At 58.4% G+C, this 17,628-nt stretch carries 15 protein-coding genes; 3 read left to right on the top strand and 12 right to left on the bottom strand.

Features of this window, described 5'->3' with window-relative positions:
• Nucleotides 1-22: 22 nt before the first annotated feature.
• Complete coding sequence (locus tag ACYVG8_RS15135) at nucleotides 23-4,996, bottom strand: S8 family serine peptidase (RefSeq protein ID WP_460746208.1); 4,974 nt, start codon at nucleotides 4,994-4,996, stop codon at nucleotides 23-25.
• A 377-nt stretch (nucleotides 4,997-5,373) separates the two neighbouring features.
• Between ACYVG8_RS15135 and ACYVG8_RS15130 the strand changes: the two genes are divergently transcribed.
• Nucleotides 5,374-6,198: a hypothetical protein gene (locus tag ACYVG8_RS15130; RefSeq protein ID WP_460746206.1), complete on the top strand. Its 825-nt coding sequence runs from the start codon at nucleotides 5,374-5,376 to the stop codon at nucleotides 6,196-6,198.
• 846 nt (nucleotides 6,199-7,044) lie between these two features.
• Here ACYVG8_RS15130 and ACYVG8_RS15125 read toward each other — a convergent pair.
• The 10 genes from ACYVG8_RS15125 to ACYVG8_RS15080 form a co-directional block, all read right to left on the bottom strand.
• On the bottom strand, nucleotides 7,045-8,397 hold the full coding sequence (locus tag ACYVG8_RS15125) for a type II secretion system protein GspD (protein ID WP_460746205.1): 1,353 nt from the start codon (nucleotides 8,395-8,397) through the stop codon (nucleotides 7,045-7,047).
• Nucleotides 8,397-9,452 (bottom strand): zonular occludens toxin family protein, encoded by a 1,056-nt coding sequence (locus ACYVG8_RS15120; RefSeq protein ID WP_460746204.1) that lies wholly within the window; start codon nucleotides 9,450-9,452, stop codon nucleotides 8,397-8,399. Before ACYVG8_RS15120 ends, ACYVG8_RS15125 begins: the two co-directional genes overlap by 1 nt.
• 4 nt (nucleotides 9,453-9,456) lie before the next feature.
• A complete protein-coding gene (locus ACYVG8_RS15115; RefSeq protein WP_460746202.1) occupies nucleotides 9,457-9,750 on the bottom strand; it encodes a DUF2523 family protein in 294 nt (97 codons plus the stop codon).
• Nucleotides 9,751-9,763: 13 nt separating this feature from the next.
• A complete protein-coding gene (locus tag ACYVG8_RS15110; RefSeq protein WP_460746201.1) occupies nucleotides 9,764-11,353 on the bottom strand; it encodes a hypothetical protein in 1,590 nt (529 codons plus the stop codon).
• Nucleotides 11,354-11,602: 249 nt separating this feature from the next.
• Entirely contained in the window at nucleotides 11,603-11,815 is a 213-nt protein-coding gene (locus tag ACYVG8_RS15105; RefSeq protein ID WP_460746200.1) for a hypothetical protein, read from the bottom strand.
• Nucleotides 11,816-11,862: 47 nt separating this feature from the next.
• Nucleotides 11,863-12,171: a hypothetical protein gene (locus ACYVG8_RS15100; RefSeq protein WP_460746199.1), complete on the bottom strand. Its 309-nt coding sequence runs from the start codon at nucleotides 12,169-12,171 to the stop codon at nucleotides 11,863-11,865.
• Entirely contained in the window at nucleotides 12,164-13,960 is a 1,797-nt protein-coding gene (locus ACYVG8_RS15095; RefSeq protein ID WP_460746197.1) for a replication endonuclease, read from the bottom strand. Before ACYVG8_RS15095 ends, ACYVG8_RS15100 begins: the two co-directional genes overlap by 8 nt.
• A 2-nt stretch (nucleotides 13,961-13,962) precedes the next feature.
• Nucleotides 13,963-14,208, bottom strand: coding sequence for a hypothetical protein (locus tag ACYVG8_RS15090; protein ID WP_460746196.1), 246 nt, complete (start codon nucleotides 14,206-14,208; stop codon nucleotides 13,963-13,965).
• A gap of 2 nt (nucleotides 14,209-14,210) precedes the next feature.
• A complete protein-coding gene (locus ACYVG8_RS15085) occupies nucleotides 14,211-14,525 on the bottom strand; it encodes a hypothetical protein (protein ID WP_460746195.1) in 315 nt (104 codons plus the stop codon).
• A 30-nt stretch (nucleotides 14,526-14,555) separates the two neighbouring features.
• Nucleotides 14,556-14,780, bottom strand: coding sequence for a hypothetical protein (locus ACYVG8_RS15080; RefSeq protein WP_460746193.1), 225 nt, complete (start codon nucleotides 14,778-14,780; stop codon nucleotides 14,556-14,558).
• An 82-nt stretch (nucleotides 14,781-14,862) separates the two neighbouring features.
• Between ACYVG8_RS15080 and ACYVG8_RS15075 the strand changes: the two genes are divergently transcribed.
• Together ACYVG8_RS15075 and ACYVG8_RS15070 are read left to right on the top strand one after the other, a co-directional pair.
• Nucleotides 14,863-15,591, top strand: a complete 729-nt coding sequence (locus ACYVG8_RS15075; RefSeq protein ID WP_460746192.1) for a hypothetical protein — start codon at nucleotides 14,863-14,865, stop codon at nucleotides 15,589-15,591.
• Nucleotides 15,581-16,573 (top strand): phage integrase, encoded by a 993-nt coding sequence (locus tag ACYVG8_RS15070; RefSeq protein ID WP_460746191.1) that lies wholly within the window; start codon nucleotides 15,581-15,583, stop codon nucleotides 16,571-16,573. The genes ACYVG8_RS15075 and ACYVG8_RS15070 overlap by 11 nt, the downstream gene beginning before the upstream one ends.
• Here ACYVG8_RS15070 and ACYVG8_RS15065 read toward each other — a convergent pair.
• Nucleotides 16,570-17,517, bottom strand: a complete 948-nt coding sequence (locus tag ACYVG8_RS15065; RefSeq protein ID WP_460746189.1) for a hypothetical protein — start codon at nucleotides 17,515-17,517, stop codon at nucleotides 16,570-16,572. The genes ACYVG8_RS15070 and ACYVG8_RS15065 overlap by 4 nt on opposite strands.
• Between the last annotated feature and the right edge of the window lie 111 nt (nucleotides 17,518-17,628).

The following is a 17,628-nucleotide window of genomic DNA, read 5'->3' as shown; positions in this document are numbered from 1 at the left end:
GGGCAGAGAGAAAGCGACGCCCTCATCGCCAGCTGCTGGCGACGAGGCTGGCCAGCACCGGATGATTGGCCATCGGCAGGCTCTGCTGTCCCATCGGCGGCGGCGCAAAGCGGGCCATGGCCTCGATCAGCTGATCGACCTGGTGGCTGAGCAACTGCTTGCCATTCTGGAGCTCGATCGCATAATCGTAGCGCACCGCCGCCGCCGCCGGCCCGGCGCCAGCCAGGGTGACGCTGTCGCCGGTACCGATCACGCCGACATTCACGTCCCCCGCGTCGCTCCGCCGGAACCAGAGCTGGTCCATGCCAATGCCCGGGCCAAAGCGCAGGATGTCATCGTCCCAGTCGAAATCGCCGATGACATCCTGCCCGTCCCCACGGCCGAACTGGAACACGTCCCCCCCCATCCCGCCGTACAGAAGGTCGTCCCCCCGACCGCCGCTCAGTCTGTCCGGCCCGTCCAGACCGTATATCCGGTCATCGCCGGCGCCGCCGGACAGCCGGTTTGCCAACGCGTTGCCGGTCAGGTTGTTGTCCAGATCATTCCCGTTGCCATCCTGCGAGGCCGACCCGCTCAGCACCAGGTCTTCGACATGCGACGGCAGGGTGAACGAGAGCGTGGCGAAAACGGTATCGTGCCCCTGCCCGGCCAGTTCGATAACCCGGTCGGCACTGTCATCGACCCGGTAGCCATCGTTCCCCTCTCCGCCAAGCAGGGTGTCGCTGCCGGCACGGCCATCCAGCAGGTTGGCGGCACCATTGCCGACCAGGCGGTTGCTGCCGGCATTGCCGGTGCCGTCGATGTCCCCGTTACCGGTCAGCTCCAGCCATTCGACCTCGTCCGGCAAGGTGAAATCGATGCGCGAACGCACCAGGTCATGGCCCCCGCCCGCCAGTTCAATCACCCTGTCGCCGGCATCATCCACGTCATAGGTGTCGTCGCCAGCACCGCCCTCCATCCGGTCGGCCCCCGGACCGCCAATCAGCCGATTGCCGCCGGCGTCACCAAGCAGCGTATCGGCAGCACCGGTGCCGGCAATGACCGGTACCGGCAATGCGGCAGGGGCGAATCGCTCAAGCAGCACAGGCGGCGCACCGACGCGCGGCGGGCCGGGGGGATGGTCGGGCGGCGGCACGGCGGTTCCGGGTGAAGCGAAGATGAAATTGCGTTCACTGAGGGCTTCCGGAGAAACGTTGTACAGATTCACTATCAGCGACTGCCCGCCCTGCTCGGCAGCCACCTGGGTCAACTGTCCATCCCAGCCAAACGTCCTGTATGCCACGCGTATGCGCAACTGTCCGATATCGTGCAGCCCGCCGAACTGGCTCAGGTCGATCGTATCGGCCTCCGGGTCGAAATCGATGATCAGGTTGGACACCCTGATGGTCACGGAGGCGAGCAGGCTGACCCACCAGTTCGGCCGTGTATTGGCCAGCACCAGAAAACGATCAGGCCCTTTTCCGCCGAGAAATGCACCGTCGCCAATCTCGCCGGTTTTATGATTGACACGTCCCCGGCGCGCATCCAGTATCCGTTCGCCCTCGATCAGTGGTGTCGCATGCCTTGTCTGTTGCCATTGCTGCAACTGCGCACGGTCGGCAAAATCGATGATTCTGCTGTCAGGCTTCATCAATCCGTCCATGATCAACAGTGTCTGGCCATTGCCCAGCTCAATCAGGGTTTCCGGTCCGGTTTCCTTCGTCCTTCGGCTGGTGTACTTCCTGCCCGCCAGCAGGTTCGGGGTGAACCCGACCAGCGCCACGATATCCCCCTCCCCAGCTTCGCTGGAGGTGAGATCCAGGATCACGTCCTGTGCATTCGCCTCCGGCTCAATGATGAACAGGTCGGCCCCGCCGCCGCCTGTCATCCGGTCGTTCCCCGGCCCGCCTTCCAGCGTATCCCCCCCGCCAGCCCCGTACAGCCGGTCATCACCACGCCCCCCGCGCAGCAGATTGGCGCCCTCGTTGCCATGAATGCTGTCGTCAAACCCGCCCGCCAGCACGTCTTCGATCTGCCGGCCGTCAATCAGGGTCAGCGCCGTACCGGCAAGCGTCGCCGTACTCCGTTTGAGATCGACCTGGCAGGCGCCGGACAAGGCGGCCAGGTTCAGCGTGTCATGCCCGCCATTGTCATCCGACAGGCGGTTGCGCAATGGATCCGATGCCAGCGCCGCATACTCGTCGGTGTACACGTAATGATCGTCCGCCAGCCCGGCAGACCCGAATACATTGAAGCTCCAGTGCTCCAGCGTGCCGGTATTCGCCGCCCCGCGGTCGCTGATTTCAAGTGTCCAGATGCCATTCGGGTCTTCGCCGCGATGGTGCGTGCTCGAAAACACGAAATCCAGATGGTTAGTGTCATTGAAGTGGCGGCTGCCGTGCTGCGTCCCTTCTCCAGGCCGCCTGCTCTTGCCAGGCCGGTCCATGAGGATCGATTCGGTCCCCGACGGTGACACCAGCTTCAGCACCAGATCGCCGGCATGCTCGTGCGTCAGCACCACCCTGACTGCCACCGTCTCGACCTGCAGGTCGAGGCCCGTCACCTGCAGGCTGTGGCGAACCCCGTTTTCCTGGTAATCGGGGATGGCCATGGCCAGCGTGCCGGAAGCCAGCGCACTGCTCATCGAGGATTCGTTGTAAGCGGTACGCTGCCTGTTCCAGGTTTCGGCCAGACGCACGGCAGCAAGGGCGTCCACCGAGCCAAAACCGTAGTCGTGGCTGACATGCATGCTGCCGCCATTCCAGCTTCGGCTGCCATTTTCCTGCCAGTCTCCCTGCCCGGTACGCCGCGCCGACAATGCCAGGATGTCCTGAACATCGCGATAGCCGAGATGCGGATTCGCCTCCAGCATCAGGGCCACCGTCCCCGCCACAATGGGGGCGGCAAAGCTGGTCCCTCTCACCGAGTCCAGCTCCGCCCCCGTAATCGAGCCATTGTCGAGCTGCACCCGGCGCTGGGCCGACACGATGCTCATGCCCGGCGCACTGACCAGCACATTGGCCCCGGGGTTGGAAAAGCGCTTGCCATCTGTCCGCAGGATGGACAGGTCGCTGGCCGGATCAAGCGCCGCCACGACGACGTTCGTCCGGCTGTTGGTCATGTTGGAGTAATTGGCATTGCCGCCGCCGGCCCAGCCATTGCCGGCCGACACCACGTTCGTCGTTCCCAGCCCGCCCCGGCCATTGCGGACCGCGGCCAGGTAATCGCTGAATATCCTGTCCACCTCCGCGGAGAAATAAGACAGGCTGAATGGCTGCCGCAGCGACCAGCTATGGTTGACCACATCGTATCCAGCCATGCTAGACAGTGACGCAAAGTCCCCCCCGGTGAGCCAGTGTCCGCCCATCGTGGCGCCATAAGCCACGCCGACACCGCCATCGCCATTGCGCGCTGCCACCATCACGCCGGCCACCTGGGTGGCGTGCCGGCTGTACTCCCCGTCGCTGCCGATCCCGGCCAGCCGGCCCGGACGCGCCTCGGCCAGCCAGACCGGATCCAGGCGGGCCCGCAGCTCCGGGTGGTGCATATCCATGATTTCCTTGCTGCGGGCATGAATGTCAGAGGGTTCGTACATGCCGATGCGCACCCCCCGGCCGGTGTAGTCGCGCCACACGGGCAGCACCCGCGCCTCTTGCAGATGCCATTGCCGGTACAGGGCCGGATCATCGGGCAGGTCCGGCGTCAGCAGCATGACCTCGGCAGCCATGCGCGCCGACTCATCGCCGGCGCCGCTCCGCAGGGTGGCGGCCCTGTGCCCCCGGGCATCCGCAATGGTGTACTTGAAGCGCATGAGGCCGCCGAAGCCGGGCTGCGGTACAAATGTCACGTCGCCATTCGGCTCCAGGCTGACCGTACCCCCGACCGCGCCGGACAGCGAACTGATCCGGAGCGCGTCCTGCTGCCAGTCGACATCGTTTCCCAGCAGTTGCCTGGCAGCCAGCACGAAGGCGCCCTGCCGCCCCAGCCGCAGGCCATCACGATCATGGGTCAGGACATCCGTGGCCGGGAGCGGGGCATCCGGCCCGCTGAGGGTCAGGTCCGGGATGTTGTTCATTCTAAAGTCGATGAAATGCAGCTTTTCGACATTCTTCAGCAGGTTGTCGCCATCCCGGCCGTTCACGGTATCAATAATGCGGATCCGCCCGGCGTCCTCCCGCGACAACCGGTACTCTGCAAACAGGCCGGACAACCGGACGATATCCTGCCCCTCGCCGCCATCAATGACATTGCAGCCCGGCCCGCCCTGCAGGATGTCGTCGCCAGCCCCGCCATACAGCCTGTCGTCGTCCAGCCCGCCATCCAGGTAGTCATGGCCCGCGCCACCATAAAGACGGTCCTGCCCCCGGTGCCCGCGCAGGATGTCGTTTCCGTCCCGGCCATGCAGCCAGTCTGCCCCTTCACCGCCGGACAGGGCATCGTTGGCCGCACCGCCATGCACCTGGTCATCACCATCACCACCGTGAACGAACAGGCTGTCCCGGTACTGATCATTGACCCACAGCACATCGGCACCGGCGCTGCCCAGTACCGCAAGTCCGGCCCCTGGGCCAACATTGCCCAGGTTCTTGCTCACGCCGGCATCACCGGTCAGCTGTACGATGCCGACATCGAGAACGGACCGGCTCGGTTCACCGGTCTGCCACAGCATGGCGTCGTGCCCCTCACTGCCGAGAAGAAACGGGGATGGCGGGAGGGGCAGCGGATTGCCGTTGTTGGGCTTCAGGCCGTCGGCCAGGATCCAGACGGCGGCGGCATGGCCGGCAAAGCGGGTCGTCGCCGACAGCCCCAGCTCCAGCCAGTCCCCATCCACAATCAGTCGCCAGCCAAAACCGCTTTCGAGCTGGCGCTGGCCCGGCCAGCCCGGCTGGTTGCGGCCGGCATAAACGTCAAATGCATTGATTACCGGAGAGGAAGGAACGTCTGGCACGCCCCCGGCCGTCTGCGCCAGACGGACCTGAATGTCGTCCGCCACTGTGCGTTCTGTCCGTTCGTTCATTGCTGCATCGCTCCTCAGTGCCACCGGCATCGTTACGCTGGAGGCATTAAAGGCCAGAGTCGTGCGGCTTTTCTATAGGACGAATCTGAAATTCGGCATAGCAGAAACTGCTTGAACCTGCGGCGAACAGACAGTGAACAGCACGAGGTCTGATATGACTCGTCCCGGCCGGGAGTAACTCTCTGTGTGCTGTTTATGAAAGGGCCTGGTCAGGGCATACTGCCCGTCCCTATTCATTCAGTATTTTCAGTATGCCAATACGCTTTCCGCAATTCCGTACTGTTTCGGCGCAGGCCATATGGGCACTGCCTCTCGTCGCCCTGCTTGTCCTGCCTGTTGCCACACTGCTGATGCAATTCGGCGATGCCAGCGGGCAAATGATGTGGTTGATGCTGCTGTGCATGGGGGCGGGTTACGGTTTGCTGGCGCTGGTCGCCCGCCGCCGTGCCTTCTACACCCGGGCCCGGCTGGTGATGGGCGGCCTGTTTCTGCTGTGGTCGGTGCTTGTCATCTCCAACCAGTTCCTGTTGCGTCAGGCATCGCTTGCGGCGCAGAAGAATCTGGCGGCGGCCAACCAGGGGGCAGCCACGGTGCCGGTGCCATTCCTTTCCCCCGTTGCGCTGACGGCACAAGACAAATGGCAGATGGCGAGCAATCAGCTGCTCAATGAACTGGCTGCGGCATTGCGCGCGATGAACAGCCAGACAAAAATGCTGGATGCCCGGATGGGCAAGATCAGTCTGGCGCAGAACATCAACCCTGCCCGTCTGAGCACGCGTGCCGGTGCGGCACAGTCCGTGGCTGACCTGAAAAGGCTCGGCGAGCTTCAGCAGCAATTTGTCCAGGCCAACCAGTCCGCCACGCTCGGGATGAAACAGATCATCGAAACCAGCCACGCACCGGAAGGCATCAAGGATGCATTGCGGATCGAGCTGCACAAGGCCATTCAGATCACGGAAGGATTCACGGTACAACAGGATCAGTTGCGGCATGACATGCTTGTCGAAGCGTCCACCATGGCCGCGCTGGCCGCGCAGCATCAGGGCCATGTCAGCCCGGACGGTCAGCAGCTGAACTTCAGCGACCCTGTCGTACAGGGCCAGTACCAGCAAGCACTGTCCCGTCTGCAGGCGCTGCTGCAACAGCATGATGCCGCGGTACGAAATGCCATTTCGGCTGCCGCCAGCGCTTCAGCACAGTAAGCCGGCCTCAGGGGGAGAGGCGTCCGGCCTTGCGTGGTTACGCCCCCTCCCCGCATTTTTCCGGCACAACGAAAAGGGGTTAGCTTGCGCTAACCCCTTGGAAATACTGGTGGCGAATCAGGGACTCGAACCCCGGACCTGCGGATTATGATTCCGCCATAAAAGCCGTACTCTGGTCGACTATGCGCGACATTTCAATGGCTTATGGAGTCATTGATCTACTGTGGTCGACTTTGCACGACTATAGCGTCGACACACAGTTGACAGTCAGCAGCCAGGCACAGGGTAAGCCTTTGGATCAAATCGGGCATGCTTCTTTACGATTACGCCCATGTCCAAGAACGGGCCAACGAAGTTTGACAGGCAGACAAGGTGGGCTTGCCCCGTCCCTCCGGACAGATCTGAACTTTAGTGGGGCTAGCCCCAAACCCCACAAACGATCGCGTTTGATCCTCGGGGGCTGGGGAGAACTGCCACCCCAGCCCTCCGAGTGAGCGTGGGGTCGCTGCGAAGCCGTCAAGGGCAAGCTTCGTGGCCTACGGCCACCCTTGACCGCCTCTCCGCTCGTGAAGGAATGTGCCTGCCGTCGGCAAGGCGAGCCAGCGCGATCTGGTGCCGGCTGTGCGCTCCTCGCGCTCACGCGCTGCGGTACGCCAGCCGGCGCCGTATCACGCAGGGTGAGCAGGCAGAAAGCCCTCGAGGGAATTATTGGTGTTTATGCGTGAACTGCCCGGACAGATCACCCATGAGCCGAGGATTGAGCATTCCCAGCCCCTCTGCACAGCAACCAGCCAGGCATTTACGCATAAACACCAATAATCCCTGTCCAGCAAGGTTCCTGTGGATCTAGCTGGCCGTCTTGGTCAGTTGCAGCATCAGCAGGATCTCGGTCTGGGTGCTGCTGCTGGACCTAGCACGTAGGAATTCAGGCAGGAAGGACAGCCCGGAGCGGCTTGCGTTGTCCTTCTCGTCACGCAGCCCACCAAGCACGACCAGCTCGCCGTCCTGGGCCGACACGTGGGTGCGAAGCTCCCGCTTGATCAGGGTCGGCGAGTCATCGACCCCGGTTTCCGTCTTCACGAAATTGCTCACCTGCTGGGATACATCCACATCAATCACGCTGTCGCGAACCCTCGGTGAAATGTTGAAAATCACCCCTGCAGATTTGTAGTCGACGGAGCGCACCGGTGTGCCACCTCCCTGAGGATAGGAAACCGAGCCCAGCACAGGTACATCCTGGCCAACAGTCAATGATGCTGCCTGCCCTGATTGCACTCTCAGATAGGGGGTTGATACGACTTTGAAGCGCGAATCACTAGCCAAAGCATCAATTGCAGCATCAATGACTGCCGTTTTAAGGGTGATCGCACTATTACCACTCGACGGTGTGTTGACCTTGACCCCCAACTTTCCTCCCAACAACGACAGCGCAAGCTGGAAACCCGAGGATTCATTGCGACCCGTTGTCACCTCATAGACAACACCCTGGACGAGCACCTCACCGGCCGGTGTATCGACCTGTGGCAGCACACGCGTCAACAGCGCAATCTCTGCAGCCGTTCCCTGGAACACCATCACATCACTGTGCTGGTCAATCTGTGCGGCGGCAGAGCTCGCAGGCGCAGCCATTGTCGCGGACTCCGCGGCCCCCGAACGCACAGCACGGCTGACTGTAAAAGATCCCGTTTTGAACAGGGGCGACAGCAGCTCAGTGAGATAGGCAAGCTCTCTGAACTTGGGTCGATACACATAGACCTCAAGTTCTGGTGGCGGCTCCACATCTGGCATCCGCAGATCAGCAACATCACTGGTAACGAAATCTACCCCGGCTCGAGACTCGATCCTCAGACCGAGAAAATGGAGGAAGTCACGCAGAAAACCGGGTAATTCGCCTTTTGTACCGTCAAATCGAAGCGATACCGGTCGCTGGTCTGCCAAAACGCGAGGATCAAGAACATACGGCTTCTTGAGCACTTCCTCGTAAATGAGCGAGACCACTTGGGATACCGTTACCCCTTGGAAATTGAACTTCGGCTCAGCCGTCTGCAATGGTTTCGCCATAGCAGTTGTCGCAGGCTTGCCCTTGGCGGCCGCATCATCAGCAGGGGACGCCAGTACTGGTACTGCAACCAGCAGAAGGAGCGCTACAAATGTTTGTCGCGTGAAAGCGAACAAAGGGGAAAAATGCAGGGTTTTCATTACGGTATCCCCAGCCCGGCAGGGCCTGGGGCTGCACTCTGTGATGACCACACGGTCACATTGGCACCATCGACAACACCAATGGTCGACATGCCACTGTTAGTGAAAACACTGGCCGACTCAACCCGCAAGCGGTTCTGCTGATTAGCAATTACCACCCAGCTCATCCCATCCACCTCATAGCGGCCAACCACTCGCCAGCGATCAGAAAAAACAGGCGAAACCGCTACAGGAGCTGGCTGTTTAACCACCTGCTGTGGATTTTGAGCTACAGCAGCGGAGGGCTGAACTTGTGGTGAGCGGTGGAAGAAGCGCCAGGTATTCCAGATACCCACACTGATAAATGCCACAACACAAAAGGCGATTAACCAAAGTTTTTTATTGGTAAGGATGTTGGCACGTTTGTCAATAGCGTTTTCCTTACCCTGCCCCCCTGCATAGGATTTATATAGCGGAAAAATTTCTGGATCATATTTTTTGTTGTGAACATCGATCTGGGTTTTTTTGTTTTGCTTCCAGCCCTCATAAATCTGCACTCGATACATCCTGGTTAGCCCAAGCGATTTAAGTTTGGTCATCAGGAATGAAAATTCAATTACATTGCGTAGATTACGATGTAACCCCGTAATATCTTGCGTCATCAGGACTACATCACAGGCCACGCCAGTTATCGGATGTGTGTAATGACGATGCATACGAAAAAATTGCATATGCTCATGGCTGAATTTGCCGCAGTCCGTGCCCCAAAAACGCCAGGCCTCATCAATGGCTACCAGATCTCCCGGCTGCACAACAGCGCAAAGATCTGGCTGTCCCTCATCAGGAAAAAACTCAGGCTCTTTCACCCTGTCATTACCGACATGAATCACATGTCCCAAGCTGTCAGGATCGGCGTCTCGCTGCTTCATCAAATAGAGATGAATTAGCTCTTCACTGATGCCGTCAATATTAGTAACGACATTACGGCCGGCGGCAATCGCCTCAATTACCACCGAACGTATAACCTCAAATGATTTACCGGATCCCTGCAGGCCCGTATAGGCATTGATCGCCATCTGATTATCCTATAACCGGAATTCGGCGAATAATGAATCGAGTGGCAACAGCGGCCAGCACAATTGGCAGTCCTTGACTGAATGCAAACAGGTCTAGAAAATACCAAACCGCGGCGGGCATACCTCCCAGTACAGTTGTAAGACTGCTGGCATTAGGAAAAATGCCTGCCACCTGTAGCACCTGAATAAACTCGGTTGTGACGAACCAAAGTGCGAAATATGTAACGAATTTAACTAAGACCGAACGAACCAGCCAGGCCAAAGCCATGTTTAGCGCGGAAAGAATAATACCGAACATAGAAAATGGAACCTCAGGCAGATAGGATAATCAGCGCGGCAATCAAGACCCAAGCAACCATCATGATGGTGTACAGCGCTTGGCGTTGCTCCTCGGCGATAATGCAGTGGCTTTCCATAATTATCGTTTTGCCGAACAGGTTGAACACAGGCTTTGGACACACGGCCTGGTGCTGAGGGGTCATGAACGTTTTAAAATCGGGCAGCAGATTAAGCAGCGGATCGAGAATCATCCGGGCCGTTGGTGCTGCCTCGAGAGCGGGCGAACCAATGCCGGGATCTGAGCCCAGATTAATCGGGGGTTGCTGTGCACCCGGATTTGTCCCGGTTGAACCTCCTGGAGTGATAGTGCCTGGATCCGTCCCAGTCCCTGGCGTACCCGTGGAGTTCGGCGGCAGAGGGGCCCATGGGGAACTGCCACCAGACCCGCCATTCCCTGTGCCGCCAGACGGCATCGGAGCGGTCATATCGCCAACGGTTGGGTAATAACTTGGATTGGCCTGCTGCCACGATTGGGCATCAGCCGTGGTAATCGGTTGGACATTGCTGTAGGGGACGCCGTCATAACCTGGCTGCTGGGCGGCCAGCTTCCACAGCTGGTTGGCGAGCGCGGCGAGCAGAACCGGATTGATCGGCCGCGATCTCTCGGAATCAGGTAGTCCATTGACCGCATCGGACAACGATTTGACCCCATCAGCACTCGAACCAGTCGAGGTTGGGGTGATGCCGAGCGAGGCGCATTTGCTGCCAACCGAGTAACTTAGAACGGGACAATCGACGGTCGCAACCGATTTAGTCACGCTATATGTGAAACTCTCACCCCTAAATTCTGACCAAACGCCATTATTGAGCAGGAATGCCGACGCATGGCCGATGCTGGCCGTCGCACCAGTGACATTGATTTTGGTCCAGGTTGTTTTCGAGCCATCACCGATTTTGTATGGCGCACTGCACTGTGGGGGATTAAATCGATTTGGATATTGATATGGGCCAGCACAGGCATACGAGGTTAGGTAGCCAAAAATCGCCGTGCCCGGATCACCGGCACAAATTGGATTTGCTGAGGACGTCAGCGCGCACCAAGCGACACCACCTTTCCGCATCGCTGCTGGTTTAAAACCGCTAGCGGAGCCCGAGGCAAATGGAATTTCATTGAACGCCATTTCACCCGGCGAGCCAGACACGGAAACGCTTCCGTCATCACCAAAAAACCATTTGACGGCGCCATCCAGGGCCAGCGACACCCCGTAGCCGACCACGGTCCCCACGGCAGCCATCGCCATCACGGAAACCCACGCGGGGGCGCTCACGCCAGCAACGACAATCGCGGCCGCTCCGCCTGCTGCAGAACTCACCGCCGCTGTACCAACCCTAGATACCGTGCTGATCACCCGGGGATCAGCATTGGCGAACCCACGTTGAACGGCATTTTGCTGCACCAGGCCAGAAATAGCCGCCCTAGCCCGCAACGAATCGACCTGTGAGGGCGGCGTCGATGCGACGTAACTGCCGACAATGTTGCCCTGGGCATCGAAAATGAGGTTGGTGGCGTAGGACTGGGTGACCATCAGGCTCAGCGCCACAGCGGCGATCGCCTTTTTCATTGGTTGAACCACCACATGGCCAGCAGGCACAGCACCAGCAACGTAGCCATGCCCCCCATCAGCCAATAGAACACTAGGTAGATTTCCAGTTCCATGTCAGCTCCTCATGCCTTGAATCACCGCCCAAGCGCAGAGTGCTCCCCAGGCGAAGATCAGCAGGTACCACAGTTGATTGATGGTCATAGCGCACCAACGAAAAGGGGGGCACAAGCCCCCCACCAGGTGAAGGGAGTGCGGTTAGGCGCCCGGTTAGGCGCCGCGGACCATGCCGATGACGATCTTGGCACCCTTGATCGCGACGTACACCCCGGCGAGCAGGCCGGCAACAGCCAGGACCGCGGTGATGACGGTGCCAAAATCCACCACCGAGGTGAGCGGGGTCAGATCCGGGCCGCTACCGGCAGCGAACGCGCCGGTGGCAATGCTCGACAGGACAGTGAGGGAAGTGATTTTTTTGAGCATGTGAAACTCCTTGGTTGAGAAAATCGGGAAAGCGCCCGGACGCATAACTAGCCACGACGAATCATGTTGAGGACTAGCGAAATACCGTGAGAGACGAGGTACAGGCCCACCACCGTGGTGAAGGAAACCCCCCACAATGCCGAGGCGTAGCCGTAATCGAACGGGCCCAAGGCGGCGTCGACGACCTGCTGCTGACCGGCATCGAGCACATAGGCTTGGCCGGCGTAGAGCTGGGTGCCAACTGGGCACAGCGCGACGGAAATACCGGCACTGTCGACTGGAGAAAGAGGGGCGAAGCCCTCCCCCGCCGCGGCACGACAGACCAAAATGGTTTGAATGCTTCCGGTATCAGGCATAGCCGGCCTCCGGAACGAGATAGGCCGGGGATCTCTGCCAGACGGGATCTGATAAATGCTCAGGCCAGAGCGTGGCCGGCGTTCCGCCGTCCAGGGCTGGCGTACAGTTATTGACACTAGTCCCAGTCTCGCTTCGCTCGCGCTCTCCTGCCTCTAGACGGCGAAACTCGACTCGCCAGACATGCAGACGGGAGCGGACCAGCTCACCATCTGTGCGGTCGATGACGCCATCGACCCTGGAAATCACCAATTCACCGTAGCGATTGGGCAGGTCGCATTGCCGCGCCATGCCCAGAGGGATATCCGCCAACGTCAAGCCAGTCCCACCGAGAACGCGGACGTATTCGGCCCAATTCCCCTCGTCTGCCGCTGCAACCGCCCTCTCCAGCAACGCTGAGTCATAGTCCATGCCTTCATTGGCGATCCGGCGCAGCTCGCGCCACAGGGTCACGGGGGCGATGCCAATCTGCTGGAACTGGCGAATACCCCACACCGATGCCCACGCCTGAACGCGCTCGGCCGCCGTTACGGCGTCGTCGCCGTCGAACGTGGTCCCGATGGATTCGCCATCTAGTCTCTTGCCATCGATGTTCTTCGCCACGTACTTGGCGACGTAGCCAGCGGCACTGCCCCGGTTCCAGTCAATGTCGATGGCCTTGAAGCGCGGGGCGGCAGTGCCGGCCGCGACCAGTTCGGCGGCGTCCTCGCGGGTGAAGTAGGCGCGAAGCACATCGACTAAGGCATCGCGGTGCCGGGCCTCGACGAACAGCAGGAAGTGCCAGTGCGGCGTCCCGTCGTGATGCGGTTCGGCAATGCGAAAGCCGTAGGGGCGAATGCCGGCCCGGTGAAGCTTGGCGCGAGCAGCGGCGAATTCGGCCGACAGTTGGCGCTGGCCGTCGCGCGGGGTGGTGTCGGCATACTTGGGATTCGGCACCGCCTTGCGCTTAGCGACCTTGCGGTAAGCGTGGAAGCGCGATGGCAAGGTGGCGGTGATGAACAGCCCGACATGGCCGCACTCGCGGGCGATGCGTTCAAACCCACTGATGCGCGTCATGGTTTCGTTGCGGCGGTTCTCGGGGTTTGAAACGCTGGCATCCCACGCTTCGCGCATGGTCAGGCTATCGCCCTGTTCGTTGATGAGGGTCAGGGCATCCATGAGCTGGTGATTGCGCAGCCGTTGCATGCGGCAGCGTTGCAGCGTGTCGTCGCTGACGTAGCAGCCGACCCCGATGTTGACGGACCCCTGCCGGATGGCTTCGGCCTCGACCTTGCGGGCGGCGTGGCGGCGCAGGACCCGACGCCAAAACTGGTCATCGCTCAGGCGGTCCAGCAGGCTGGACGCGGTGACGTTGTTGTCGCCGCGCTTGGGCAGGCGGTAGGCGTCGTCGGGGACACCCTTTTCTTCACCAAGGTGCACCCCGCGTTCGTGCAGGAACGGCAGCAGCGCGGTCAGGCGATCGTCGGGTGACAGACCGTGGAGATAGAGCAGCCGTTGCACCACCAGATCGGCGGCGCGCTTGGAGGCGAAACACAGTTCTTCATCATTGGCGGACAGGTCGACCTTGCCGCCGAGCCGGCGGATGCGGGCGCATTCGGTACGGACTAAGGTGTTGGCCTTTCGACGGGCCTCGCCATCCTGCCGGTAAGACACGTCGAAAAGCTGCTGGGTGTACGCCCGCCGCACAATCGTGCCGAACTGTCGCGGCAGACGCAGCACGTGGGATTCAACCCACGACTGGTCGAGGCGGTAGCACGAGCGACGATAGGCGGTGGACGCACTGGACAGCATGGTTAGTGTCTCCGGCCGGGAGCGGACACCATCGCAGGGCGGACGTTGAGCTGTTTGCAGATGCTCAGGAAGTCGAGGCGCTGGGCCTCATTCATCAGCAGAACATCCGGCTCAAACGAACCGATCAGCGAGGCGATAAAGGCGTGGTCGGCCACGCTCTTGACGGACCCGACCGGAGATTGCACATAGGCCGTCCGAACTTCGGCGGCTGAGCGCAACACGTCGAGCAGCTGGACGGGAGCGAGCATGGTCAGTCCTCAATGGCCGTGTAGCTGTTGACGACCGGGCGGCGGCTGAATTGCTCGCCGGTTTGCTTATCGGTGTAGTTGAAGGCGCGGCCGCGATAGCCGCCGCACTGGACTTCGACCTGTACGCTGTCGTTGCCCTGACCAATGCGTTTTTTGGAGCGGATCTCGACCGTGGCGGGGGAGCTGTATTCGTCTTGGGCCGGCAGGGTGATTTCGGTGTAAGTGAAGTCGTCGTGGCGGCGCACGGCGGTGATCTTGCCGGACAGGATGGCGGTATTGACCTTGCGGCCGGGCTTGTCTTGATTCGGGGTGGTCATTGGGTCTCTTCTACTTTCAAGTGGTTTGGACTACAGGCGGAACTCGGCTTGATCAATGCAGCGTTTAGTCAGGGCCGCGAGGTTGACCAGGCGATGACGCCCGATTTGGGTGCATGGAATGTAGCCGCGGGCGATCCAGCCCTCGACCACCCCTTCGGTGACGCCGATGGCGCGGGCGAATGAGGCGCGGTCGATTACTGGAATCGAGGCGGCCAGGGACTGCTGGATTTGTGGGAACTGGACGTTGTCGACCATAATCAGACCTCAAGGTTAAAACTGCCCTGCGCGGCGCATTAAATGCGCCAACAAGGGCATTTCTATCACTCATGGAGCTGGCATGTCAACAACATCCCTGCAGGGGCGGCTGTGGCTTGTGATCGAGTCGGAGATCTCTTCAAACAGACGGTTTAAAGAGCTGGAAGAAAGAACAGGTATTCCCTCTGATAGGTGGAAGGCGCTTTCTCTCAACCGGCAGCGCCCGACTGCAGAAATGATCGAAGCCGTCTGCAGGGAGTGGCCTCAATATGCTTTTTGGATATCAACTGGCGTATCCGATCCTGACTTCGGGCATGTAGCACCTGGTTGCGCGGGCTACCCTAGTGAAGGTTCTGCGCAGCAAAACAGCACATCAGTATTCAATAGCAACATCGAACTCAGGAAAGCTGTTGAAGCATTGGCCAGAGAATGGATAGAAGATGTATTTGGAGAAGAAGGCCTTAATGGAGAATTATTAATTACTGATCCAACAATGCGATTAGTAGAGCAGTTTCACAGCCTTGAAGGTAACAAATCGTTAATCGATATGAAGAAGAGGAAAAGCATTGCTAAACAACTTCGGCGTGCAGAAGTACTTTTGCAAGTTGAAGAGCCAATGCTCGATTATGATGACACTGAAAAATTAGTCAATTTCTTGGAAAAAGAGGCAAATAAAGCACGCGCAATAGCAGAAAAGGAAGGGTGTGAAATTAACGTAACCTCGATTGAGGAAAAACTTAATAAACTACGAGCTGATATTAATGGGTGGCATCGCAGGCAGAAGTTGCTGAGGGATTTAAGTGGCGATTAAAAAAGGCGGATCTGGATGGCTTGTTGATGTGCAGCCCGGTGGGCGGGGCAGCAAGCGGTTTAGAAAAATTTTCCCTCTTAAATCGGAGGCATTGGCGTGGGAGGCTTGGGTCAAGGCTCAAGTTGCTCAGAGCCCAGAATGGGAGCCCGAGAGAAGGGATTTGCGCACGCTGACAGAGCTGGTTGAGCTGTGGCATCAGCATCATGGTTGTAACCTAAGATCTGCGGCTGATACCCAGCGCCGCTTATTGGCAATGGCCGAGGCGATGGGAAATCCAGTCGCGGATCGGTTCTCTGCAGAGGATTTTTCTAAGTACCGCTCTCAACGTTTGGAGTCTGGAGTGACTGCAAACAACATGAATCGTGAACATGCTTACATGCGCAGTGTCTTCAACGAGCTGAAGCGTTTGGGTCTTTGGAAAAAAGAAAACCCGCTGGCCATGGTTCGCCAGTTCAAGATCCCTGAGAGGGAGCTGTCATGGCTCACAGTGGATCAGATCCAGGTACTGCTAGCTGAGTTGGAAAACTGTCGGAACAAGGATGCTCTTTTGGTAGCAAAGGTGTGCCTATCGACCGGGGCACGCTGGGGAGAAGCAGAAGGAATGAGAAAGACCCAGTTGCGCAACCAGTCCATTCAGTTCACGGGTACGAAGAGCGGCAAAAACAGAGCGGTTCCTGTCGCTGAGGGACTCTACGGCGAGTTGAAGGAAAAAGCTGCGACTAGCACAGACCGGCTGTTTCAGTATTGCTGGGGAGCGTTCAGGGATGCGGTTGAACGATGTGGCCTGGTTTTACCTGATGGTCAAATGACCCATGTCTTACGCCATACGTTTGCTTCTCATTTTGTGATGAATGGTGGCAATATTTTAGTTTTACAAAAAATATTGGGGCATCAGAGCTTAACTATGACTATTCGTTACGCTCATCTAGCCCCAGATCATTTGCAAGAGGCAAAACTGCTCAATCCATTGGTGAGTATTTAATCATTTTTTTCAAAAACAAAAGAGATGTGGTCAATGCTTAATAGTTCATCATTGATGGTGTCGTATGTCCTATCATTAAACTGACTTGGGTTGGTTTTTATATGTGGATTAGTTCCAACAAAGAAGCAACGTACCTTTTCGCCTTTATTGATAGCTTTTTCTAGTTCCAGTACTTCTGCACGAAAAAATTTCTTTCTTCGAGATTTATCTATTGTCTCTTTGGAAATATAAACCAACGCCGCATTAGGTTTTTTGTTAGGATCCCAGGGCCGGTCAGTAAATTTAATTCTAAGGGATTCTGCATTGCTATATGCCTTTAAGCTTCCAACTTCGCCGTGGTAAATGTAGCCTGGCCCGTTAGTCAGGAATTTTACTGATTTGAAGAACTTGGAAAAAGGCTTAGTTTTGTCCCCGATGGTAAAGCTATTATTCTTCGCAGACTCATTTCCATAGAGGAAGCAGTCAACTACTTGTTCAAGGTATATGGTTTTCGAGCTTGTCTTACGAAGGGCATCAGAACCTGGAGTCCCACCAGTTGATTTCGTCTCAGAACCATCTCCCCCATCTCCCCCAGTCGTTGTGCCTCCACCGCTGCCAGACTTTTTTTTCGGCGGGTCAAGAAGTAGTTCAGTAGGAAAGTCGGTGAGTTTGAAATCATCCTCTTGTTGACCTGGGACAGGGGTACGTTTCCCGCCGTGCTTGTCGTCGCAATACTCGCATTGAAGGGTGTGTGGCTCATCTGCCCTGAAGTGGAGTGCGCGCTTCGACTTCCGAGTCATGTAGATCCCAACTGGCGTCAGGTTGGCTCGACAGTCTATGTCTTCACAGAGGAACCGAAGCTTTTGCTCGAAGAACGGACTATCTTCGTCCGTGTAGAGCTCCCGGGCTTGGTAGGGAGTGACAGATTCGTTGAGTTCTGGAGAGAAGGCTCGAGCAAATTTCATACTGTGCCATGACCATAGGGATATGCTATGAGCAATAGGGTATCAAGATTTGTGAGCCGTTGACACTTCGTTGACAGTGCAGAAACGGAAAAAGGGGTTAGCCGAAGCTAA

The organism is Microvirgula curvata, assembly GCF_054781615.1.
The sequence above is the reverse complement of the archived record's forward strand: the minus strand, read 5'-3'. Positions and strand labels throughout refer to the sequence as shown.